The sequence below is a fragment of the Streptomyces sp. YJ-C3 genome, assembly GCF_053891275.1.
The window spans coordinates 4,181,171-4,200,758 of sequence record NZ_CM132685.1 but is presented as its reverse complement, the minus strand read 5'-3'; the positions used below and the strand labels follow the sequence as shown (position 1 = coordinate 4,200,758).

The window sequence follows — 19,588 nt, the reverse complement described above, 5'->3', positions numbered from 1 at the left end:
GCGCACTCTCAACGACACCGCCCCGCACGATCGGCTCCTCAGCCGCGCCCCGAGTTCGCGGGCGTCTCGCGTTCTTGCAGGACCTGGCGCAGGGCGGTGATGCCGTTCAGGGCCGCGGGAAAGCCCGCGTAGGCGGCGAGGTGCGTGATGGTCTCGACGGCGTCGTCCCGGGTGCCCCCGGTGTTGAGCAGTCCGTGCAGATGCACCCGGAGTTGGGGCGCGGCGGTGCCCAGCGCGGTGCACATGGCCACGGATGCCAGCTCTCGGGTACGCAGGTCGATGCCGTGGCGGGCGTAGATGTCGCCGAAGACGAACTCGATGATGTAGCGGCCCAGGTCAGGGGCGATGTCGGCGAGGGACGTAACGACTGCTTCGCCTGCGTGGCCGTCGACGGCGGAGAGGGCGGCAAGTCCTCGCGTGTAGCGGTCGTCGATGTCGCTGTGACTGTCTTCGGCGCTGTTGCTGTCGGTTGCTTCGGACGCCTGGGATTCCTGGAGGTACCCAGGGTGTGAGTCGAAGACGGCACGTGCGGCGGTTACCGCGTTGAGCGCCGCCGGCACTCCTGCGTAGACGAGTGTGTGGATGAGCACCTCGGTGATCTCGCGTCGTGTGCAGCCCACGTTGAGGGCGCCCGCGATGTGGAAGCGCAGCTGCGGCTCCGCTGTGCCGAGGGCAGCGAGCGCGGCGATGGTGACGAACTGCCGGTCGCGCAGGGTGAGGTGAGGGCGGGAGTAGAGATCTCCGTACGCGAACTCGACGGCGTAGCGGGCGAGGTCGGGCGCGATGTCGTCGAGGGTCTCCAGTGGGGTCGGGGCGCCTGCTCCCACGGTGTCGAGCAGGGCGAGACCGCGCTCCAGTCGCGTGGGGCCGGTCGAGGATTCGTCGGAGAGGTGAGGTGTGGTCAAGAGGTGCTGCTCCTGTTCCTGTGCGAGAGCGAGGGCGGTCACGTTTTCCAACTGTCGAGTTGGAGTCTGGCATGGACGGCCACCCATGTCCAACCCTTCAGTTGGAGAATGGCTAGACTTGCCTCATGGCCTGGGACACCGCACGTACAAAACGGCTGCTGCTCGAGGCGGCCGTGACCGAATTCGCCGAGCACGGACCGCAAGGCGCCCGCGTCGACCGCGTCGCTTCGGCGGCAGGCGTCAACAAGGAACGGATCTACCAGTACTTCGGGAACAAGAAGTCCCTCTTCAACGCCGTACTGGAAGCAGAGCTGGCCCAGGCGGCCGCTGCGGTGCCCATGCCCGGTCCGGACGGCGACCTCGGGGAACTCGCAGGGCGCCTGTTCGACTATCACCGCGCCCACCCGCACCTGCTGCGGTTGCTCTCCTGGGAAGCACTGCAGGACGGCACCACCCCGCCGGTGTCCGAGGACGAACGCTCGGCCCACTACGCCGACAAGGCCGCCTCCATCGCCCTCCTGCAGCAGGCGGGCACCGCCACGACCGACTTCCCGCCCGGCCGGCTCTTCGGTGCCGTCTTCGCCCTGGCGACCTGGTGGCTCACCATGCCCCAGCTCGCCCGCATGACCCGGGCCGGAGCCGACAACTCCCCCGACGCACTCCGCGCCGACCTCATCGCCATGACGCGCCGCCTCACGACCGGGACAAGCGGCTCGGTTCAGCCTCACAGCGAGCAACAGGGCCCTGCCAGTTCCGAACCGGAGGCGAGTGCCTGAAGCGGTCTGCGCGGACCGGCTCCGGGCGACTGCGGCGGCATCGTGCAAGTGCGGGCCCCGGCATTGAGCAGGTCCCGCGCCCCGTCACTGGATGAGGCTCCCCCGGTCGACGGCGTCGTTGCTCCACCTCTGCAGCTTCTCCGGGTTGCGTACGGCCCAGATGTGCGTGACGCGGCCGTCGCTCCCGACGTTGAACGCGGCCACCGTCACGGTGACGGAGTTCGTCCGCGTCTGGGCCACCAGGCCGGCACGTCCGTTGACCGTTCGCTGCAGCAGATTCATGGCCGGAGCCCGGTCGCCGATTCCGGTCAGGTAGCGAACGATGTCGCCCGCTCCGGTGATCGGGCGCAGGGCCGCGCCGACCAGGCCACCGCCGTCGGCGATGAGGGTGGCGTCCGGAGTGAGCAGCGCGATCAGGGCGGCGATGTCCTTGGTGTCCCAGGCGCGCCGGAAGTCGTGGACGACGGCGGTCTGTTGGGCGGTGGGGGCCTGGGCAGCGCGCGCGGTGCGGGCTCTACGGCGGGCGGACGAGGCCAGTTGGCGGCAGGCTTCCGGGGTGCGGCCGAGAACGGTGGCGACCTCGGCGTAGGGGTAGCGGAAGACGTCGTGCAGGACGAAGGCGATGCGTTCGGCCGGGGTCATCGTCTCGAGGACGACGAGGAGGGCCATGTCGACCGATTCGTCCAGGGTGACCTGTTCGGCCGGGTCGATGCCCGAGCCCCATTCACGGGTGTCGGGCACGGGTTCCGGCACCCATTCACCGACGTAGCGCTCACGCCGCGCCCGAGCCGAGCCGAGCACGTCCAGGCAGATGCGGGCGGCCACTCGTGTCAGCCAGGCACCCGGTGATGCGATGGCCTCTTGCTCCTGCTGGGACAGGGCGTACCAGCGCGCGTAGGTCTCCTGGACGGCGTCCTCGGCCTCGGCCAGCGATCCGAGGAACCGATAAGTGAGGTTCATGAGTTGGCGGCGCTCCCCCGCCACCTGAATCGAACCCGTCGCAGAACCACTCGCCGCGGAACCACTCGTCGCGGAACCGCTCACTGGCCCACCACTCGCAGCAGAAATACCCGTTGCTGAACTATCGGACATGCCTGTGACTCCCCCATGCGTACAGCGCCCCTCCACATGATCGCTGAGACGCAGCTCACACACCAGAGGTTTTGTTGCGCCTCACGTTTGCTGCGGCTGCGTCGTCGGACAGCTGACAGTCCGCGGTGTCAGCCCCGGACAACGCCCGAGCAGCAGCAAGGAAGGGGCGTCATGCCCGTACGCACCATGCCCGCACAGTCGGAGGCACAGCAGCCCGGCACCAGGTTCTCCGCATTCGTACGTGCCTCGATCGCCCTGCAGACCGTGGCCATCTTCCTGCAGGCAGTCAGCGCGGGACTGCTGTTGTCCGCTCAGCACGGCGACCTCATGCACAGCGTCGGCGCCCGTGTCATGTACGGCATGTCGATGCTGTACGTGCTCGCCGCGGTCCTCGCCTGGCGTCCGGGTGGCGCCTCGCCCCGCCCCGTCCTGTACGCGACCGGGTTCCTGCTCCTCGCGTCTCTCCAGGTGGTCCTCGGCATCGCTCACGTACTCAGCCTGCATGTCCCCCTGGGGATCCTCATGTTCGGCCTGAGCGTGCTCGACCTGGGCCGGGTCCTGACACGAAGCGGGGTCCGGGCCACCGTCACCGCGTGAGACACGGCCGTCGGCCTCATCCGTGCCGCAGCGACCCCTGACACACCGGCTCGGGCCGGATCCGGTGGCACGCGGCGTGGGGCCTTCGCTCTCGGTTCGCCGCTCCGACTGCCTCACTCGAGAGGACCAATCGGCACACGATTCGGCTGCTTGCCGCACGTAGGAGTGGACCCCGCCGAAATCAGCGGGCGCAGACACGGGTCGTCGCTGGTGAGAGCCGATTCTTCCGGCGAGAGCTCTTCCTTCGAGAGCGTTTCCTTCAGACGGGAGTTGTCATGATTCGCAAGGTGATGGCCGGAGCCGCTCTGGCGTCCGCCGCCGCTGCTGCCACCGTCGGCGCCGCCGGTGTCGCCTCCGCCGCCGAGGCCGCCCCGCAGGCGGACTCGATGACCAGCGCGCACGACATGAACCAGGCCTCGCGCGCCGCCTACGGCGAGACCATGTCGGGCACCGGCACCTCGCAGTTCGCCACCGACAACGGCGACGTCGCCATCGCCGGAGACCCGGGCGGCATCGCCAACACCTACGGCTCCTCGTTCGTCAACGTCGACCTGCGTTGCGCCGTTGCCGACCCCCAGGGCGTCGGCGGCAACGTCCTCGGCGGCCCGGTCAGCACCTGCACCAACGAGCCCGTCGACCAGTACGACGCCGAGGAGCGCATCCTCTGACCCGCACCCGGGTTCCCTCGCGGGCACGATCAGCACGTCCCGCTTCAGCCGCGTCCCTCCATGCGCGGCCGAGGCGGGACGTGTCGTGTTTGAGCGCCGGTGTTCGGCGGCTACGGGCTACTTGCCCGCACCCGCACCGGAGTTGACCGCGCCGCAATGCCGGTCGTGGCCCGCCGCGTGCTGCGCCTTGTACTGGGCGTCCTTGAGCGCCTGTTCCTGGGACCTGTCCAGATGCCCGCCGTTGCGCACGACGCGCAGCAGGTCCTCCTTCAGCGCCTTGTAGTCCCGCTCGGCGCCCTGCGCGGCCTTGGCGTGCCGGCCGCAATCCTTGTTCCGCTCGCCGCGGTACTGCTTGTGTGCCTGGTGCTTGGGGGCGACGTCCTGCTCGCTGTGCCAGCCGCCCGGGTGGATGACGCCCACGAAGCCGTTGGCCTGGTTCAGGACGTACGTGAAGCCGTGGGTCTGCTTGCTGGGCTGCTTCGCGTCGAGGGCGGCGATGCGGGTGCCGTGCTGGGTGATCCAGGCCTGCCAGTGCCCGTCGGAGAGGTGGCTGATGTGCGCCACGGTGCCGTCGCTCAGGTCGATGTCCTGCGGCTGGTCCAGGGTGGGCGACGGCAGGGTCACGTCGGCGGCAGGCGCTTGGGCATGCCCGGTGGCGGCGCCTGCCGTGGAGGCCAGAGCCGTGACGGCCCCGATTCCGACGATGGCGGAGACAAGGCTGGTACGGACGATTCGAGAGGTCTGCATGGGATGGCCCCCTTTGCTTCCTGTTCGGTGGTTGGTGCGACGCCACTGAACGTAGGAGCTGCACATCAAGGCAATCCGTATGAAATGTCACAGAAATCGCACGAAGCGGTGATCGGGCGAGGCAGAGGCCTTATGCCCCTGCCCGGGTCAGGGCTTAGGTCCCCTCCCTCTTAGACACCTGGCGTCGCCGCCTCCACCGCGGCCTGCGTGCGCGGACCGTAGACACCCAGCGTCTCGTCGATGTCCCGGGCCTGCTGGAAGCGCGCCACGGCCGAGGCGACGTCCACGCTGTAGTAACCGTCGACCGGGCCTTCGTACAGCCGCATCTGTCGCAGCCTCTCCTGCACGTCGACCACACCGCTTCCGCGACTGCCCGCACGCAGTGGCCGGTGATCGTCATGGGCGGTCCCACCGTCGTCAGCGGCCGTCGGCGAGGACGCCCCCGGCGCGGGGGCCCGCTGGGAGCCGGAACCGGCCGGCGACGAAGACGGCCCGCGGCGGGAGGAGGGATCCTGCGGCTCAGTGGCCGGCGGCGAGGCGTTCTGCCAGGCCGGCGTAATGGCAGGCCCGGCGCCGGCGCCCGTCGTCTGCCCGGTCTCCTTCTGTCCTGGGACAACTGTCGTCCAGAGGCCTGCGGCCACCAACGCGGTCAGGCCCGCGAGGCCCGCCACGACGGCAGCGGCCCTGGCGCCGGGCGGGACGCGTCGCTTCATACGTCTGGGTACGGCGTCTTCGTTGAGCGGGGGCTTCACACCCCGGACCCTAGATCCCCACAGCCCGGCCACTGCCCCGCTGCACCCGTCACCCGGCAGATTTCGAACAGACCCACAATCAGAGGACCACCGCCTCCCGGCACATCGCACGGGGCGGCACCGGGGCAGCTCTGGTGCGGGTCTCCGAGCCTGCTGCGCCTGCACGTCCGTATCCGGGCAGAGGTCGACTGCGTCACGCAACCCCGGGTACCGGGTCTAACCAAGTGACGGTGCCGTACGCGTGATGCGTCGTGCGAGCGGCACAGGAGACGACGAGTACGGGAGATGTTCGCGATGGCTGATGTGCACGGTGAGCTTCCTCGTCGGCGGCCGGGGCGCGCGCTGGGGTGCTTCGGCGAGACCCTCGACGTCACTCCGAGCAGGCGCGGGATTCCGTTGGCCGCCGGGATGACCTGGTCCGATCAGGCGCCGACGCACCGGCGCCCGAGAGTGACGCGTTCGGCTCAGGTCGGTCAGGTGTGGGTGATCGGTCTCGCCGGCCGAGCGGACGCGCGCGCCGCCGTGGAAGTGACGAAGCGGGTCGAGGCGCTGAACCATGAGGCTCCTGTGGCCTTCGACCTGTCTCCCGTCACCCATGTGCAGGCGGCGTTCCTGTGTTTCCTGCGCAAGGTGTCCACGGGCCGGCAGGTGCGGGTGATCTCGCCGTCCGCGCGTGTCAGGGAGCAGCTCGTCCCGTTGGTCGAGCAGCGGGACACGGCGCTGAAGATCGTGGCCGACGAGGCGGCCGCCCAGCCGGAGTTGATGTGAGCTGCCCGGTTACGTGTCCGGGTGCGGGCCGGGTGTTCGCGTACGGCCGCCGCCAGTTGAGCGGTGGCCGTACGCAGGAGCCGGGCGAGATCGTCAAGGAGTACGGGCGGCGCTGATCCGGAGCCGAGTGGCGAGGTCGCGGTCGGTGCCGACCTCCGGTCCGGCGCGACGGGCCCGGTCCAGTAACCAGCGGGGCGAAGAGGTGCCCCGCAGGCGGTGGTGGGGCGGGACGCCGGGATCGCTCATTCACGGCTCTGGGGTGTCTCTTCGGATGCGGCGAGTTCGGCCGAGAACTGGGCGCCGGTGAGCAGCGCCAGGTTGGACAGCCACAGCCAGATCAGGAACACCACGATGCCGGCGACGGACCCGTACAGGCGGCTGTACGTGCTGATCATGGATGTGTAGAGCGCGAAACCGCCCGTCACGATCAGCCACAGCACCGCGGCCAGGATGCCGCCCGGCAGACTGCGGTGTTGTACGCGGGCCGCCGCGGGCCCGTTGCGGAACACCGTGGACACCAGCAGGACGATCAGGGCGAGCAGCAGCGGCCAGCGGGCGACCGACCAGGCGATGGCCACGGTCGCGTCCAGGTGCAGAGCCCGGCCGACGCCTTCGGCGACCGGCCGACTGAGCACGAGCACCAGAGCGGTCAGGACGAGAAGGGCCAGCAGGGCGAACGCGGTCAGGATGGTGTGGTGGGCCCTCGACAGGGGGGTGCGCCGGTCGGCGGTGCGGTGCATACGGTGCAGGGCGCGCCGGAAGACGGCCAGGTAGCTGCAGGCCGACCAGACCGCGCTGACCAGGCCGGTACCGATGATGGTCCAGGCGCCGGCGTTCTCCCGGATCATGCGGGTGAGCAGTTCGTGGAGTTGGTTGCCCGCCTGTCCGGGCGCGTACGCGGTCACATGCTCGATCAGGGACTGCGCGGTGTCGGGGCTGACGAGGCCGAACGTCGCCACCATCACCAGCAGCCCCGGCAGGACGGCCAGGGTCGCGTAGTAGGTGAGGGCAGCGGCGTAGTCGGTGATGTCGTCGTTCCACAGCGACACCGGTGTACGGAACAGGGCGTGCCGCAGGTCGCGCGGTGCGGGCGCGATGCGTTCGACGGCGGATGCCCGGGTGGGCAGCTGGGTGGGTTCAGTGGACATGAGGTGTGCGGTGGTGTGTGCCGCGCAGGCGGACTTGGACGGTGACGGGACGGGGTGCGGCCGCGGTCCGGGCCTCATCGACAACAGTGTTGAGCGCGCCGAGCACGCTGCTGGGTGTGATGCCGGGCTCCAGCCAGACGTGTTGCTGTACGTGCAGGCGGCGTCGGCGGCGGGCGATGCGCACGTGACAGCGGGCCACTCCGTCGACCGACTGTGTCCGCAGGCGGATCGCGTCTTCCAGGCCGGAGCCTCGAACATGGCTGCCCGGAGCGGCCAGGGTCAGGCGAGCGGGGCGCCGGACGGTCACTTGGGACAGGAAACAGAGGATCAGAGCGACGGCAGCCAGGATGCCGACCGCCATGACGGTCGGCGTCCACCAGGCGTGGGTGCGCAGTTCGGCCAGACCGTCACGATCGAGCAGGACGCTGTCCGCGGGCGGTGCCGGCCAGCCCGCAGGCAGGTGTGCGGCCCATCGCTCGTCGAAGGAGGCCAGCCACACGCCCGCGCACAGCACGATGAGTGCGACGGTGCCCAGGGTCAGCCGGTTGGCGGTGGTGCGTGGTCGCGACATCATGCGTCCCCCTCGCCGGTCGTCAGTGTTGCGTGGTGCGGTTCGGGGTTCTGCCCGGCGTCTGCTGCAGGTGCTTGCCACGTGTCGGCGGGGCGGAGGACCAGGCGCAGTCGCAAGGGGCGTCGTAGACCACAGGAATCCAGTACGTCGGTGGCGGTCCGACGGGCCTCGGCCCGGGCCGATGCGCAGTCCCCGAAGGCGACTTCACCGCGTACCTTGACGGTCCGTCGGCCGCAGCGGACCTTGATGTCCTGCGTTCCGGGTACATCGGCCACCGCGTCGCGGAGCAGTGCGGCGACGGCCGGTCGGTCGATCGCGGCGCTCCATCCCTCCCCCGCGGTGCCGAGTGTCAACTGACGGCGTCGGCCAGGCGTGACGACCATGAAGAGCAGCCATGCGCCGACCAGCGCGGCGCCGACTCCGGCGAGCGTGACGGTGGGATCACCGGGACCGTGACCGGCCAGCCAGGTCACGGCGGAGCGTCGCCATACCCAGGGCTGTGCACCGGCTGCATGCACACGGAAGACGTCGACCGTGCACACGACCGCGGCCGCCGCGGCCAGTCCCGACAGCACGCCCATCGGCCGACGGCGCTGGGACCACCAGCGGCGCGGCGGCCGAACCGCCGGCCCGGCAACGGCCTCGGCGTCGGCGGGCGGCGACGGCGGCGCGGCGTCCGGCGCCAGACGGGACACGACCACGCGGACCGTGGGGACCTGCAGACCCGTGAGGGCGCGCGTGCGGGAGGTCACGTGTTCCTGCACCCTGCGCGCGTCGGTCGACAGGTGCGTGGGATACGGCAGAGCGACCTGCACGCCGACGGATGCCCGTCGTCCCGCGACCGTGGCCGAGGCGCTCACGTCACGCGCGGCCACGGTGACGGCCTCTCGGGCAGCGCCCTGGGCGACCTTGCGCACGGCTCTGTCGGACAGGACGGTGGTGCCCCGCAGCGCGGGGGCGGGGGCGGTCACCGCCGGCTCCGCGAGAACATGTTCGGGACGTCCTCGATCCGTCCGCCGCCGTCCAGCCAGTAGCCGACCGCGTAGCCGATGGCGCCGAGAGCGGCGACGAGCAGGAACGCTCCGAATCCCCCGAAGTAGCCGGCGAAAGCCAGCGCCATTCCCGCCAGCATTCCTTGAAACGCCCTGCTCACCCGCGTGCCTCCACTCGTGTGCCCCCGCGACGGGGCGGCTGCTGATCGTGTCCGCGTCGGGCGCGGCTGCCCTGGTGACGTCTACTCGACGCGGGAGTCGACGGTGGCGGGGGCGTCGTCGTCGCCCGGCAGGTGGACGTCGTTGACGGTGACGTTGACCTCCACGACCTCCAGACCGCTGATCCGCTCGACCGCGAGGACGACGTTCTCCCGCACGTCCGAGGTCACGTCCATGATCGGCACGCCGTACTCTACGACCAGGTCGATGTCGATGGCGGTCTGCCGCTCGCCCACCTCGACCTTCACGCCGCGGCCCACGTTGGCCCGCCCGCCCGGAATGCGCTCGCGCACGGCGCCGATCGTGCGCGACAGGCCGCCGCCCATCGCGTGGACACCCGGGATCTCCCGCGCGGCCATACCCGCGATCTTGACCACGACCACATCGGCGATCGCCGTCTTGCCCCGCGTGGACGCCGGCTCGTCCACTCCCGAACGTCCCGTGCCCACCTCGGTCGTGGCCTCGGAAAGCTTGGCCACCTTCGGCGTAAGAGTCTTCTGCTGAGGAGCCGCAACCTGCTGCGTCGCCATGTCCACATCTCCTTGCTGTATTGACGTTCTGTGTGCTTGGACCCCGCCCGTGGACAGTTGTGACGCACCAGATCCAGAAACTTTCCCGGCACCCGCCACCGAGCCCCGCCACGCACTTGGAGACGAGTTCCCCGACGGGCCTCTATGGGCCGTCTACCCCGATCCGGGGCCTGCCCACGCGATCTTGTGGGGGCGCTGACCGGCGGTGCGGCGTTCGTCGATGGCCCTCATCACACGCACAGGTGACGCCATGATGGGATGACCGGATGCCGAGACCCACGCCGCTCCGCCCGGCCCTCGCCGCGACCGCCCCCTTCTTGTCGGCTCTCGCCGCGAGCGCATTGCTGCTCACCGCCTGCGGGACGCAGCGCCCTGGCGGCGCCGGCCACAGCGGCGCCGAAGCGGACGCGACACCGTCGCGCACGCAGGTCGACGATCCGGGCAAGGACGGCGTACGGATCACCTCGCTGACCCTCCCGTCGGCCTCCCCCACTCCCTCCCGCAGCACCTCTGTCACCGCCGACAGTCTCTCCACGGGCCCGACGGCCACTGCCGCCTACGAGGTCACCAACAAGGGCGCGAAGAGCCTGACTTATACGGTCGTCATCAGCTTCTTGAGCGGCGACGGCGGGGCCGTGACCAGCCAGACCGCGACCGTGCGGGATGTCGGTCCCGGGCGGACCGTGCGCGGCACGGTCCGCGCCGAGGCACTGCCGTCCGTCGCGCCGCGGGTGACGGGGGCCAAGGTCCTCACCGTGACGAAGGTCCCCTCGGACGAGGCACCGGCCGAGCCGGGCACCTGCCCGGCCTCCGGGATCCGCGTCAGCACCGACCAGGGCGACGCGGCCATGGGGCTGCGCGTCGTGGGCCTGCACCTCGACAACTGCGGCACGCACGACTACACCGTCGAGGGCTACCCCCAACTGGAGCTCCTGGACGCCGACTTCGAGCCCGTCGACGGCATCAGGATCCTCGACGGCAGCGGCGAGATCTCCACCGGCACCGGGCCCGACGGACCGCCCCAGTCCGTCACGCTCAAGCCCGGCGAGTCGGCGACCGCCGGCCTGGTGTGGCGCAACACCACCCAGTCCGGTACTCCGGTGAACGTGCCCTACGTGCGGGTCCGGGCGAAGGCCGGAGCCGACCCGGTGACGGTGACCCCGAACCTCGACCTGGGAACCACTGGAAAGCTGGGCGTCAATCCTTGGGCGAAGGCGGAGCGCTAGCACGCGGGCCGGCGAGGAACAGTCGCCGTTCCGCTCGGCCGACCGAGGTGACGACGACGGACATCGCGTCCCCGACCCGCACCGCATCCGACGGCGATCCCACGGGCGCCGAAAGCGAACTCCTGTAGGGGGACCAGTCCCTCGACGGCCGTCACATGGGTGCGGACTCTAATCGACTCGCACCACATACTTGCCGCGCACCCCGCCCGCCTCCAAGGCCCGGTGAGCGTCCGCCACCTCGTCGAGCGAGAACACCCGGTCCACGTAAGGCCGCAGCTCACCCGAGGTCACGTGCCGCGCCAAAATGTCGAACAACGCCCGCTTGGGGTTGCCGCTGAAGAAACGCACCCGGCCGCGTCCGTACACCGTGCTCGCGGCGATGAAGCCGAGGGAGGCGATGGGGCGGCTGAGGTCGAAGGCGATCGTGACCATGCGGCCACCGGGCTTCAGCAATCTGCGGTAGGCCGAAAGGTCGGTGCCCGCGGTGTCGAGCACCATGTCGAAGCGCCCCAACTCCCGCGGCTGAACCCGGTGATGGTCCACGACGTCGTCGGCGCCGAGGGAGCGGACGAAGTCGAGGTTGGTCTCCCGCGCCAGGGCGGTGACATGAGCGCCCCGCGCCTTGGCCAGTTGGACCGCGACATTTCCTACGCCGCCGGCGGCGCCCCGGACGAGCAGGCGCTCGCCGGGCTGCAGCGCTCCCTTGTCCCGAAGCGCGGTGACGGCGGTGGTGCCCACCGGGAGCGCCGCGGCCTCCACCAGGTCCAGGTCATCGGGAACCAGTCCGAGGCGCTCGGGTCGTACGACCACGTACTCCGCGGCACTGCCGAATCCAGAGGTCCGGCCCATGACGCCCCACACGCGGTCGCCCGGCGCGACGCCCGTCACCCCCGCGCCGAGCGCGGCGATCTCGCCCGTGAAGTCGAGCCCCGTCCGCTGCGGGAACCTGCGTCCGGTGACGAAGCGCACCCGGCCCGATCGGGCTGCCAGCTCACCGCCGTTCACGCTGAACGCGCGTACCCGGACCAGTACCTCGCCGGGGCCCGGCGCCGGGCGGGTGATGTCACCCACGCGCAAGACGTCCGGGCCTCCGTACCGGTCGTACAGCACCGCCTTCATCGTCGGCTCCATCGCTCCCGCCTCCCTTGCTCTGCCCAGCCGGCGGGCCCACCCCGGCGGCTGTTTGCGCAGCGTAGGGTGACAAACGGACGACATCGTCCGGTTACGGCGGAGGTGAGAGACAGTGACCGCGCATTCCTCTCGGATCGAGGGCGACGCCTCGGCGAGCGACGCTCCGCAGGGCGGTCAGGGGCTGCGCGTGGACGCGCGTCGAAACCGGCGCAGGATCCTCACGGCCGCCCGCGAGGTGTTCGCCGAGCGGGGCATCGACGCGGCCATGTCGGCCGTCGCCCGTCGTGCCGGAGTCGGGGTCGCCACGCTCTACCGTCACTTCCCGACCCGCGACGACCTGGTCCAGGAGGCTTTCGCCGAGCAGATGACGGCGTGCGCGGGCGTCCTCACCCGGGCGGTCGCCGATGCGGATCCCTGGCGGGGCTTCAGCCTGCTGGTGGAGGAACTCTGCCGGCTGCAGCGTAAGGAGCGGGGTTTCCCGGAGGCTTCCTCGCCGCGTTTCCGGGCCAGGCCCAGAAGCACTCCGAGGCGAGGACTGCGGCGGAGCGCCACCTCACCGGTCTCATCCGCAGAGCTCAGGCCGCCGGGGCCCTGCGCCCCGATTTCGCCCCGTCCGACCTGATCGTCGCGCTGGTCGCGCACGGTGGCCTGGTGACCGCCCTCCCCGAGGACGACGCGGCGTCAAGGCGTCTGGTGGCCTACCTTCTTGACGCCTTCCGTGCGACGCCTCGCCACACGGCACTCCCCGCACCCAGCGAACTGGCTCTGTCCGCGCTGCCCAGCACCGCTACGGCCCGTCGGCCGCATCCCCCTCATTCGCCGGTGGCTGCCAGCCGGTCTCGCCGCAGTCCGTGACCCGCGCCGGGCCCGTCGCGGCCGGGCTCACTTGCCGGAGCCCGTGTGGTAGCCGATCGGGTCGACGTACACGTCGGGAGCGTGCCCGCTGGAGGCGGGGACGGTGATGTTCAGGCCGTCGAGGTTCACGATCTCCGAGACGGTCTCGTTCGGCGGGGTCACGGAGAGCCTGGTGTACGTCTTGCCGGAACCGCTGGTGTCCGGGATGTACCGGAGCAGGAAGCGCGTCTCCTCTCGGGGCGCGATGGTGACGGTGGACGCCGAGGCGTCGGTGCGGGCGGCGTCCGGCCCGGTGTCACCCAGCCCGTCGGGGCCCACCAGTTGGACACCGGGGAAGCCGTGCATGCTGCACGTGGCCGAGCCGCCGTTCTTCAGGTTGACGACGATCTCGTTCTTGACTCCTGCGGAACCCGCGCTGAAGGCGAGGTCGTCGGTCTTGCACATCGATCCCGACGTCATGGACTGGGTCCGGGCGGTGACCTTGCCGTCCGAACCGGAGTCTGCGGAGGAACCCGAAGAAGTATCCGAGGTCGCGTCCTGGCTGCCGGCGGAGCTGTCGGCGGTCGCGGACGCGCTGGTGTCGGTGGCCGCGCTCGCACCCTCACTGCCGCCGCAAGCGCTCAGCGACAGACCGGCGGCGGTGACGACGAGGGCGAGTGCGGAGATCTTCTTGACGCGCATCGGTACTCCTGGGAAGCGATGTCGCCTCGCTCGTTCGGCCCGAGCGGGGCGCTGTCGTTTCATAGGACACGCACTTTCCGGTGAGCCGTTGCGCCCGGAGTTCGATCAAGACGCCCCTGTGACAGGCGGGTCGACGGGCCGTTACGGAAGATCAGGGAAGCAGGACAGTCCGGGGGGGATTCCACTCGAACCAACCATCGCGTCACCGCCGCCCGCATCCGCCGTTGCGCGGTCGTGGCCGAGTTCGCGCCCGGCCGAGGCGGCTCCGAGCCCCGTCATCGGGCCATCGGGCCAGAAATTCCAGAAAAGTTCCGCCGATGATGTCAAGAACCCGCGTCCGGCTCCGTCCCCGGGGTGAGCGCGACCACAATGGGTCGCACCAGAACCGAGGAGAACACCATGGCCAAGTACTTGCTGCTGAAGCACTACCGCGGCGCCCCGGCTTCGGTCAACGACGCACCCATGGACCAGTGGACGCCGGAGGAGATCTCGGCTCACGTGCAGTACATGAACGACTTCGCGGCCCGGCTCGAGAAGAGCGGCGAGTTCGTCGACAGTCAGGCACTCGCCCCCGAGGGTGCCTGGGTCCGGTACGACGGTGAGGGACGCCCGCCGGTCACCGACGGGCCGTTCGCCGAGACCAAGGACCTCATCGCCGGCTGGATGATGATCGACGTGGACAGCTACGAGCGCGCCGTCGAGCTGGCGGGCGAGCTGTCGGCCGCCCCCGGCGCGGGCGGGAAGCCCATCCACGAGTGGCTGGAGGTCCGCCCGTTCCTGGGCGCGCACTCCACCACCGCGGAGTGACCTCCGGGTGACTCAGATGGACGAGGCCCTGCTCCGGAGCCTCACCCCGAGCGTGCTCGCTGTCCTCGTCCGCCGCGGAGCAGACTTCGCGGCGGCCGAGGACGCAGTGCAGGACGCGCTCGTCGAGGCGGTCCGGGTCTGGCCGGACGACCCGCCGCGGGACGCGAAGGGCTGGCTGATCACCGTGGCCTGGCGCCGGTTCCTCGACGCGGCCCGCGCCGATACGACCCGTCGGCGGCGTGAGGACCTGGTGGACGAGGAGCCGGCGCCCGGGCCCGCGTCCGACGTGGACGACACACTGCAGCTGTACTTCCTGTGCGCCCACCCGTCACTGACCCCGGCCTCCGCGGTCGCGCTCACCCTGCGCGCCGTCGGCGGCCTCACCACCCGTCAGATCGCCCAGGCCTACCTGGTGCCGGAAGCGACCATGGCGCAGCGCATCAGCCGGGCCAAACGCACTGTCTCCGGCGTGCGGTTCGATCAGGCCGGCGATGTCGCCACCGTGCTGCGCGTCCTCTACCTGGTCTTCAACGAGGGCTACTCCGGAGATGTCGACCTCGCCGCCGAGGCCATCCGCCTCACCCGGCAGCTCGCCGCGGCGATCGACCACCCCGAGGTGGCGGGGCTCCTCGCGCTCATGCTGCTCCACCACGCCCGGCGCCCCGGACGGACAGCGTCGGACGGCAGCCTGGTGCCGCTCGCCGAACAGGATCGCGGCCGGTGGGACACGACCGCGATCGCCGAGGGCGTTGCGATCCTTCAGGCCGCTCTCGCTCGCGACCGGCTCGGCGAGTTCCAGGCGCAGGCGGCCATCGCCGCCCTGCACGCGGATGCGCCCACCGCCGAGGAGACCGACTGGGTGCAGATCGTCGAGTGGTACGACGAGCTGGCCCGGCTGACCGACAGCCCGGTCGTCCGGCTCAACCGGGCGGTCGCCGTGGGCGAGGCGGACGGACCGCGCGCCGGGCTCGCGGCACTCGCGGCTCTGGACGACGACTCGCTCCCCCGCTACGTCGCGGTGGCGGCGTATCTCCACGAACGCGACGGCGACTTGGTGAAGGCGGCCCGGCTGTACGCCGACGCCGCCCACAAGGCTCCCAACCTCGCCGAACGCGACTATCTGACGCGGCAAGCCGCCCGGCTGAACGCAGGCAGGTCTCGCTGACGGCCCACTTCGCGGCGGAGCGAACGTCCCTGCGGCCTTGGTCGACGACAGTGACGGTGATGGTGATGGTCGCGGCCAACGAGATCTGCGAGGCGGCGAGCCCCCCCGGCCTCAGCTGTCGGCCAGGCTTCGGTCCAGCAGGCCGAGCAACTCGTCCCAGTGGCGCTTCGTCCCGGAGGCGCTGAACGCGTCGGTGTCGGACATCGTGAAGCCGTGGACGGTGCCGGGGTAGGTCTCGGCGGTGAAGCGCACGCCTGCGGCCTCCAGGGCCCGGTCGAGTTCGCTCATGGCCTCGGACGACATGTCGTTCCCCGACAGGCCGAGGTGGACCTCGGCGGTCAGCTCTGGGATGAAGCGGTGCGGGCTGTCGGGCGCGTCGGTGACCAGGAAGCCGGGGTGGAAACCGGCGACGGCGGCGACCCGGTCGGGGTGGGCCGTCGCCGTGCGCAGCGCCAGGGCGCCACCGATGCAGTAGCCGACCGTGGCGACCGGTCCTGCGCCGGCCTCGGGCCGGGTGGTGAGGAAATCGAGGTAGGCAGTGGCGTCGCGCAGGATGCGTTCGGTGGTGTGCTCCTGGACCAGGGGCATCAACCGGCCGATGACCGCAGGCCGGACGTCTTCTCCGATGTGCTCGGGAAGCTCGACCACCGGTGCCGGGCCGTGCCGGTAGTAGAGGTTGGGGACGAGCACGTAGTAGCCGTGCCCGGCCAGTTCGCGGGCTCGCTCCGTGAGCTCGGGACGCATGCCGAAGGCGTCCGTGTACAGCAGCACCCCCGGGTGCCGCTCGCCGTCGTCGGGGAAGGCGGCGTAGGCGTCGGCCTGACCGTCAGGGGTGGGAATCAGCAATGTCTGGCTGGGAATGGCGGGCTTCCTTCCTGTAGTTCGCGGATCAGCGTTAGTGGGACTAACGCTGATCGGCGCGAGCGACCGTACATCGTTAGTCCCACTAACACAATGCGTAGGATGAGCGTCATGAGCAGAGCCGAAGCTACGGAGATGCCCGAGGACGACGCCCCCAAGGCGCCCGACAGGCTGCGTCGACGGGCGAGTCGGCTGCTGTCGCAGTTGACCACGCGGTCGGACCGGCTGGTCAACGAAGGGCTGGCCCGGGTGGACGCCCGCAAGTGGCACTACGCCGTGCTCGCCTCATTGCAGGATTTCGGTCCTTGCAGCCAGGCGACGTTGAGTCGTCGCACCGGTATCTACCGCAGTGACATGGTCGGCGTGCTCAACGAACTGGCCGAGCGCGACCTCGTCGAGCGGGCGCCGGACCCCGACGACCAGCGCCGCAACATCATCACGATCTCCGGCCCGGGCCGTCGTCGCCTACGCCGTCTCGACGGAGTCCTGGACGACCTTCACGACGAACTGCTCGCGCCGCTGAGCCCCGCCGAACGTGACCAGTTCGTGCGGTTGCTCTCCCGCTTGCTGGACCACCACACCGGCGCTTCCTGACTCCTCGTAGCCGCTACGCGACCTTGAAGGCACGACTGACGCAGGCCCTCGTGACGGCCGCCTGCCCTCACCGGCTCCGCTGATGACAGGCGGTCGACAACGACGGGTCCATGCCGATCTGATCGCCCCACTGACACACGGTGCGCAGGTCGTAGGTGGAACGGGGCTGCGGTCGCGGGGCCTGGTGGTGGCGCGGCGGGGCCGGACGGTGCTCGGGGGTCTGATGGCGCACCGGCGGCCGGGCGGCGGGCCGGTGCCTGCGAGGCGCGGTCGGCGCAGTGCGGTGCCGGGCAGCCGGACGGCGTACGGAGTGCTCGGCCACGTGCCGATCCGGCCGTGCTGCGGGTTCGTGGAACTTCGCCGCGCGCTTCGACTTCTTCGGCTTGTCGGACTTCTTCGACTTCTTCTGATGTTGCTGACGCTGCTCCTTCGACTTGCCCGTGGACGTGTCCGCGAGGGCCTCGCGGGCTGCCGGTTGGCGCGGGGTCCATGACGTGACGGGTCGCACGGGGGCGGGCTGTCCTCCCTGCTCGGGCGCGAACTGGCCGACCCGCCGGGGCGGGTTGGCGTCGTCCGGGCCCACGGTGGTGCATCCGGTCGCGAGCACGGCTGCGGCAAGCAGGGCGAACAGGAGTGGGCGGCGCATCCGCCCACTGTGCCCGTCGGGGCAGTGCGCGTGAGGGCGGCGCGCTCGGCGTTCATCGCCACGGGTGACGACGGAGGCCGAGGCGCGGCCGAACCTCAGCGCGGGGTCGCTCCGGGGACCGAGAAGTGACGTGGAACCTCAATTCCTCGCTGGTGACTGGCTCGCCCGCCATTCCGGCGCATCCGGGGTGTCCTGGAATTCCAGGAGATGCTGTCCGGCCAGTCGGGCCAGCGCGTCGCGCACCTCGGCCGGGGTGGCGTAGAAGAACTCGCGGCGCAGATTGACCCGGTTGACGCGCTGGGCCTCGAATTCCTGGTGCAGGTGGCGTTCCAGGCCGACAGCGTCCTCGCTGAAGACGAGGGCGTGGACGTCGAAGCGGAACGGCACGGAGGCGTCGCCCAGTTCGTTCACGCGGTCCATGGGGTCCAGGCGACGGGTCATGCCGATCTTGATCATGCGTTCGCCGAAGGCTCCGATGTTGGAGATGACGTAGACGTAGCCGGCCCGGATGTTGGCTTCCCGGGCGTCGACTGCCGCCATGTCGGCGTCCAGTTCGGCGAGTTTGCCTTCGAGTTCCGCGATAGCAGCCGCGTCGGCGGTGCCCGCGCGCAGCCGCCGCAGAGCGCTCTCGTAGTGGCGGCGTTCCTTGTCGAGGCGCTGGCGCTCGCGCTCGATCTCCCGCTGGAGACGCTCCTCCTCGCGCTGACGCTCGCGCAGTTCGCGCTGTTCTTCCTTCTCGGCTTCCTTCTTGGCCAGGTAGTCGGCGGTGAGTTCGAGTTCTTGTACGCGCAGCCGGTGGTAGTCGTCGCTGATCTGGATCTGCATGGTGGTGCCGAGCCGGGCGATGGTGTCCCGGGTCTTGGTCAGCCGGTCGACGAGGGAGCCGAGGCGGTGGGGCTTCATGCCGCGCACCGCGTTGTCCGCCTCGGCGTTGTAGGCGCGGAGCATGAGCTTGGAGAAGTCGCGGACCATCTTGCGGCCCTTGGCCGCCGAACCGTCGACCATCCAGTTCTGGTTGCCCAGGACGGCACGGTCGTTCCGTGCGAGCTGCTGGTAGCGGGACTTGAGATCGTCGAGGCGGGCTTTGTAGGCGAGCGCGTCGGCCAGCGGGTGCCGATAGGTGTAGATGCCGGCCTCTTGCAGCATCCGGGTCTCTTCGGTCTGCACCAGCGCATGCTGTGCGGCGGCGACCTGCTGCTCGGCCTGACGTGCCTGCTGGGCCAGGGTGTCGGCCTGGCGACGCACGTCGATCAGCGACTGGGCTGCCCGCTCGGCGGCGTGCTCGGCCTTGGCGTCCAGCAGGGCGTCGATCCGGGCCATTTCCTGGACCTTCTCGTCGTGCGCGCGCTGCAAGCGCTGCTGCTCGGCGACGAGTTGCGCGCTGTCGGCGCCCAGCAGGCCGGCCAGCTGCTGCGTCAGGTGCCGGTTGTCCTCTTCCAGTTGACCGGCCCGGGCGTCGGCGCGGGCCACCTCGTCCGAAAGGCGCGCGGCTTCCGCCTCGGCCTGCTTGCGGCGACGGCCGAACAGGCCGCCGGCGTTCGACGCACCGGTGTCTGTCGTGCTGTAGGGGGATGCGGCCGGGACGGGAGCGGGGGTCGCCTGGGCCTGCTCCGGGATCCACAGTTGCCAGCCCGGGGGTACGGGCCAGGACGGATCGGGCTGCCAGCCCGCCGGGGGCACCCAGCCCTGAGGCGGTACGGGCCAGGTGGGCGGCGGATTGAACCGGTAAGCCATGGTGGTGCGACTCCTGCGTGAGCAGCAAAGGCGTGAGCACACTGCTCACACCTCTTCATTACATCTCATCCACAACTTACGTACATCAGTTTCTCGCCAGACTCGTCAGCCCCACCGCGACCT

Annotated in this window: 22 protein-coding genes and 1 pseudogene; 9 read left to right on the top strand and 14 right to left on the bottom strand. The window is 70.4% G+C overall.

The genetic code is table 11. The features are described 5' to 3' along the window. Positions 1-38: 38 nt before the first annotated feature. On the bottom strand, positions 39-905 hold the full coding sequence (locus ACVHNB_RS18675) for a carboxymuconolactone decarboxylase family protein (RefSeq protein WP_428950002.1): 867 nt from the start codon (positions 903-905) through the stop codon (positions 39-41). 125 nt (positions 906-1,030) lie between these two features. Here ACVHNB_RS18675 and ACVHNB_RS18670 point away from each other — a divergent pair, with 125 nt between their 5' ends. After that, positions 1,031-1,681, top strand: coding sequence for a TetR family transcriptional regulator (locus ACVHNB_RS18670; RefSeq protein WP_428950003.1), 651 nt, complete (start codon positions 1,031-1,033; stop codon positions 1,679-1,681). 84 nt (positions 1,682-1,765) lie between these two features. Here ACVHNB_RS18670 and sigJ read toward each other — a convergent pair whose 3' ends face one another. Continuing rightward, on the bottom strand, positions 1,766-2,641 hold the full coding sequence (gene sigJ / locus ACVHNB_RS18665) for an RNA polymerase sigma factor SigJ (RefSeq protein WP_456228668.1): 876 nt from the start codon (positions 2,639-2,641) through the stop codon (positions 1,766-1,768). 318 nt (positions 2,642-2,959) lie between these two features. On the opposite strand from sigJ, the gene ACVHNB_RS18660 reads away from it, so the two are divergent. Continuing rightward, positions 2,960-3,370: a hypothetical protein gene (locus ACVHNB_RS18660; RefSeq protein WP_428957416.1), complete on the top strand. Its 411-nt coding sequence runs from the start codon at positions 2,960-2,962 to the stop codon at positions 3,368-3,370. A gap of 275 nt (positions 3,371-3,645) precedes the next feature. Next, on the top strand, positions 3,646-4,038 hold the full coding sequence (locus ACVHNB_RS18655) for a hypothetical protein (RefSeq protein WP_428950005.1): 393 nt from the start codon (positions 3,646-3,648) through the stop codon (positions 4,036-4,038). A 117-nt stretch (positions 4,039-4,155) separates the two neighbouring features. Here ACVHNB_RS18655 and ACVHNB_RS18650 read toward each other — a convergent pair whose 3' ends face one another. Together ACVHNB_RS18650 and ACVHNB_RS18645 are read right to left on the bottom strand one after the other, a co-directional pair. Continuing rightward, positions 4,156-4,785, bottom strand: a complete 630-nt coding sequence (locus ACVHNB_RS18650; protein WP_456228667.1) for a hypothetical protein — start codon at positions 4,783-4,785, stop codon at positions 4,156-4,158. 170 nt (positions 4,786-4,955) lie between these two features. Then, a complete protein-coding gene (locus tag ACVHNB_RS18645; protein ID WP_456228666.1) occupies positions 4,956-5,111 on the bottom strand; it encodes a peptidoglycan-binding domain-containing protein in 156 nt (51 codons plus the stop codon). Positions 5,112-5,831: 720 nt separating this feature from the next. Between ACVHNB_RS18645 and ACVHNB_RS18640 the strand changes: the two genes are divergently transcribed. Then, positions 5,832-6,305 (top strand): hypothetical protein, encoded by a 474-nt coding sequence (locus ACVHNB_RS18640; protein ID WP_428950008.1) that lies wholly within the window; start codon positions 5,832-5,834, stop codon positions 6,303-6,305. 242 nt (positions 6,306-6,547) lie between these two features. Here ACVHNB_RS18640 and ACVHNB_RS18635 read toward each other — a convergent pair whose 3' ends face one another. The 5 genes from ACVHNB_RS18635 to ACVHNB_RS18615 form a co-directional block, all read right to left on the bottom strand. Beyond that, a complete protein-coding gene (locus tag ACVHNB_RS18635) occupies positions 6,548-7,453 on the bottom strand; it encodes a YihY/virulence factor BrkB family protein (protein WP_456228665.1) in 906 nt (301 codons plus the stop codon). Then, complete coding sequence (locus ACVHNB_RS18630; protein WP_456228664.1) at positions 7,443-8,027, bottom strand: hypothetical protein; 585 nt, start codon at positions 8,025-8,027, stop codon at positions 7,443-7,445. Before ACVHNB_RS18630 ends, ACVHNB_RS18635 begins: the two co-directional genes overlap by 11 nt. Continuing rightward, positions 8,024-8,995, bottom strand: coding sequence for a DUF6286 domain-containing Asp23/Gls24 family envelope stress response protein (locus tag ACVHNB_RS18625; protein ID WP_456228663.1), 972 nt, complete (start codon positions 8,993-8,995; stop codon positions 8,024-8,026). The genes ACVHNB_RS18630 and ACVHNB_RS18625 overlap by 4 nt, the downstream gene beginning before the upstream one ends. Next, the gene (locus ACVHNB_RS18620) at positions 8,992-9,144 is read right to left on the bottom strand and encodes a hypothetical protein (RefSeq protein ID WP_428957785.1); all 153 of its coding nucleotides are present in this window, start codon (positions 9,142-9,144) and stop codon (positions 8,992-8,994) included. The genes ACVHNB_RS18625 and ACVHNB_RS18620 overlap by 4 nt, the downstream gene beginning before the upstream one ends. Positions 9,145-9,258: 114 nt before the next feature. Then, complete coding sequence (locus tag ACVHNB_RS18615; RefSeq protein ID WP_428950012.1) at positions 9,259-9,765, bottom strand: Asp23/Gls24 family envelope stress response protein; 507 nt, start codon at positions 9,763-9,765, stop codon at positions 9,259-9,261. Positions 9,766-10,031: 266 nt separating this feature from the next. Here ACVHNB_RS18615 and ACVHNB_RS18610 point away from each other — a divergent pair, with 266 nt between their 5' ends. After that, positions 10,032-10,991 (top strand): DUF4232 domain-containing protein, encoded by a 960-nt coding sequence (locus tag ACVHNB_RS18610; RefSeq protein WP_456228662.1) that lies wholly within the window; start codon positions 10,032-10,034, stop codon positions 10,989-10,991. 168 nt (positions 10,992-11,159) lie between these two features. On the opposite strand, the gene ACVHNB_RS18605 is transcribed toward ACVHNB_RS18610, so the two are convergent. After that, positions 11,160-12,122 carry an NAD(P)-dependent alcohol dehydrogenase gene (locus ACVHNB_RS18605; protein WP_428950015.1) on the bottom strand — a complete coding sequence of 321 codons (963 nt, stop codon included), beginning with the start codon at positions 12,120-12,122 and terminating at the stop codon, positions 11,160-11,162. A gap of 181 nt (positions 12,123-12,303) precedes the next feature. Between ACVHNB_RS18605 and ACVHNB_RS18600 the strand changes: the two are divergent. Then, positions 12,304-12,977 (top strand): annotated as a pseudogene (locus tag ACVHNB_RS18600) (TetR/AcrR family transcriptional regulator). Between the two features lie 27 nt (positions 12,978-13,004). On the opposite strand, the gene ACVHNB_RS18595 reads toward ACVHNB_RS18600, so the two are convergent. Then, on the bottom strand, positions 13,005-13,658 hold the full coding sequence (locus ACVHNB_RS18595) for a DUF4232 domain-containing protein (RefSeq protein ID WP_456228661.1): 654 nt from the start codon (positions 13,656-13,658) through the stop codon (positions 13,005-13,007). A 399-nt stretch (positions 13,659-14,057) separates the two neighbouring features. Between ACVHNB_RS18595 and ACVHNB_RS18590 the strand changes: the two genes are divergently transcribed. Both ACVHNB_RS18590 and ACVHNB_RS18585 read left to right on the top strand, forming a co-directional pair. Beyond that, positions 14,058-14,465, top strand: a complete 408-nt coding sequence (locus ACVHNB_RS18590; protein ID WP_428950017.1) for a YciI family protein — start codon at positions 14,058-14,060, stop codon at positions 14,463-14,465. A 16-nt stretch (positions 14,466-14,481) separates the two neighbouring features. After that, entirely contained in the window at positions 14,482-15,630 is a 1,149-nt protein-coding gene (locus ACVHNB_RS18585; protein WP_428957418.1) for an RNA polymerase sigma factor, read from the top strand. A 111-nt stretch (positions 15,631-15,741) separates the two neighbouring features. Here the strand turns inward: ACVHNB_RS18585 and ACVHNB_RS18580 are convergent, their stop codons facing one another. Further along, complete coding sequence (locus ACVHNB_RS18580; protein WP_456228907.1) at positions 15,742-16,491, bottom strand: dienelactone hydrolase family protein; 750 nt, start codon at positions 16,489-16,491, stop codon at positions 15,742-15,744. 111 nt (positions 16,492-16,602) lie between these two features. Between ACVHNB_RS18580 and ACVHNB_RS18575 the strand changes: the two genes are divergently transcribed. Further along, positions 16,603-17,085 (top strand): MarR family winged helix-turn-helix transcriptional regulator, encoded by a 483-nt coding sequence (locus ACVHNB_RS18575; RefSeq protein ID WP_428950018.1) that lies wholly within the window; start codon positions 16,603-16,605, stop codon positions 17,083-17,085. Between the two features lie 67 nt (positions 17,086-17,152). Here the strand turns inward: ACVHNB_RS18575 and ACVHNB_RS18570 are convergent, their stop codons facing one another. Continuing rightward, positions 17,153-17,731, bottom strand: a complete 579-nt coding sequence (locus ACVHNB_RS18570; RefSeq protein ID WP_456228660.1) for a hypothetical protein — start codon at positions 17,729-17,731, stop codon at positions 17,153-17,155. Positions 17,732-17,869: 138 nt separating this feature from the next. Continuing rightward, entirely contained in the window at positions 17,870-19,465 is a 1,596-nt protein-coding gene (locus ACVHNB_RS18565) for a DUF4041 domain-containing protein (protein ID WP_456228659.1), read from the bottom strand. Between the last annotated feature and the right edge of the window lie 123 nt (positions 19,466-19,588).

Excerpts from the sequence above, each read along its gene's own strand:
- ACVHNB_RS18670 (WP_428950003.1), top strand. The coding sequence starts at position 1,031 with ATGGCCTGGGACACCGCACGTACAAAACGGCTGCTGCTCGAGGCGGCC.
- sigJ (WP_456228668.1), bottom strand. The coding sequence starts at position 2,641 with ATGAACCTCACTTATCGGTTCCTCGGATCGCTGGCCGAGGCCGAGGAC.
- ACVHNB_RS18660 (WP_428957416.1), top strand. The coding sequence starts at position 2,960 with ATGCCCGCACAGTCGGAGGCACAGCAGCCCGGCACCAGGTTCTCCGCA.
- ACVHNB_RS18655 (WP_428950005.1), top strand. The coding sequence starts at position 3,646 with ATGATTCGCAAGGTGATGGCCGGAGCCGCTCTGGCGTCCGCCGCCGCT.
- ACVHNB_RS18650 (WP_456228667.1), bottom strand. The coding sequence starts at position 4,785 with ATGCAGACCTCTCGAATCGTCCGTACCAGCCTTGTCTCCGCCATCGTC.
- ACVHNB_RS18645 (WP_456228666.1), bottom strand. The coding sequence starts at position 5,111 with ATGCGGCTGTACGAAGGCCCGGTCGACGGTTACTACAGCGTGGACGTC.
- ACVHNB_RS18640 (WP_428950008.1), top strand. The coding sequence starts at position 5,832 with ATGGCTGATGTGCACGGTGAGCTTCCTCGTCGGCGGCCGGGGCGCGCG.
- ACVHNB_RS18635 (WP_456228665.1), bottom strand. The coding sequence starts at position 7,453 with ATGTCCACTGAACCCACCCAGCTGCCCACCCGGGCATCCGCCGTCGAA.
- ACVHNB_RS18630 (WP_456228664.1), bottom strand. The coding sequence starts at position 8,027 with ATGATGTCGCGACCACGCACCACCGCCAACCGGCTGACCCTGGGCACC.
- ACVHNB_RS18620 (WP_428957785.1), bottom strand. The coding sequence starts at position 9,144 with ATGGCGCTGGCTTTCGCCGGCTACTTCGGGGGATTCGGAGCGTTCCTG.
- ACVHNB_RS18615 (WP_428950012.1), bottom strand. The coding sequence starts at position 9,765 with ATGGCGACGCAGCAGGTTGCGGCTCCTCAGCAGAAGACTCTTACGCCG.
- ACVHNB_RS18610 (WP_456228662.1), top strand. The coding sequence starts at position 10,032 with ATGCCGAGACCCACGCCGCTCCGCCCGGCCCTCGCCGCGACCGCCCCC.
- ACVHNB_RS18605 (WP_428950015.1), bottom strand. The coding sequence starts at position 12,122 with ATGGAGCCGACGATGAAGGCGGTGCTGTACGACCGGTACGGAGGCCCG.
- ACVHNB_RS18595 (WP_456228661.1), bottom strand. The coding sequence starts at position 13,658 with ATGCGCGTCAAGAAGATCTCCGCACTCGCCCTCGTCGTCACCGCCGCC.
- ACVHNB_RS18590 (WP_428950017.1), top strand. The coding sequence starts at position 14,058 with ATGGCCAAGTACTTGCTGCTGAAGCACTACCGCGGCGCCCCGGCTTCG.
- ACVHNB_RS18585 (WP_428957418.1), top strand. The coding sequence starts at position 14,482 with ATGGACGAGGCCCTGCTCCGGAGCCTCACCCCGAGCGTGCTCGCTGTC.
- ACVHNB_RS18575 (WP_428950018.1), top strand. The coding sequence starts at position 16,603 with ATGAGCAGAGCCGAAGCTACGGAGATGCCCGAGGACGACGCCCCCAAG.
- ACVHNB_RS18570 (WP_456228660.1), bottom strand. The coding sequence starts at position 17,731 with ATGCGCCGCCCACTCCTGTTCGCCCTGCTTGCCGCAGCCGTGCTCGCG.
- ACVHNB_RS18565 (WP_456228659.1), bottom strand. The coding sequence starts at position 19,465 with ATGGCTTACCGGTTCAATCCGCCGCCCACCTGGCCCGTACCGCCTCAG.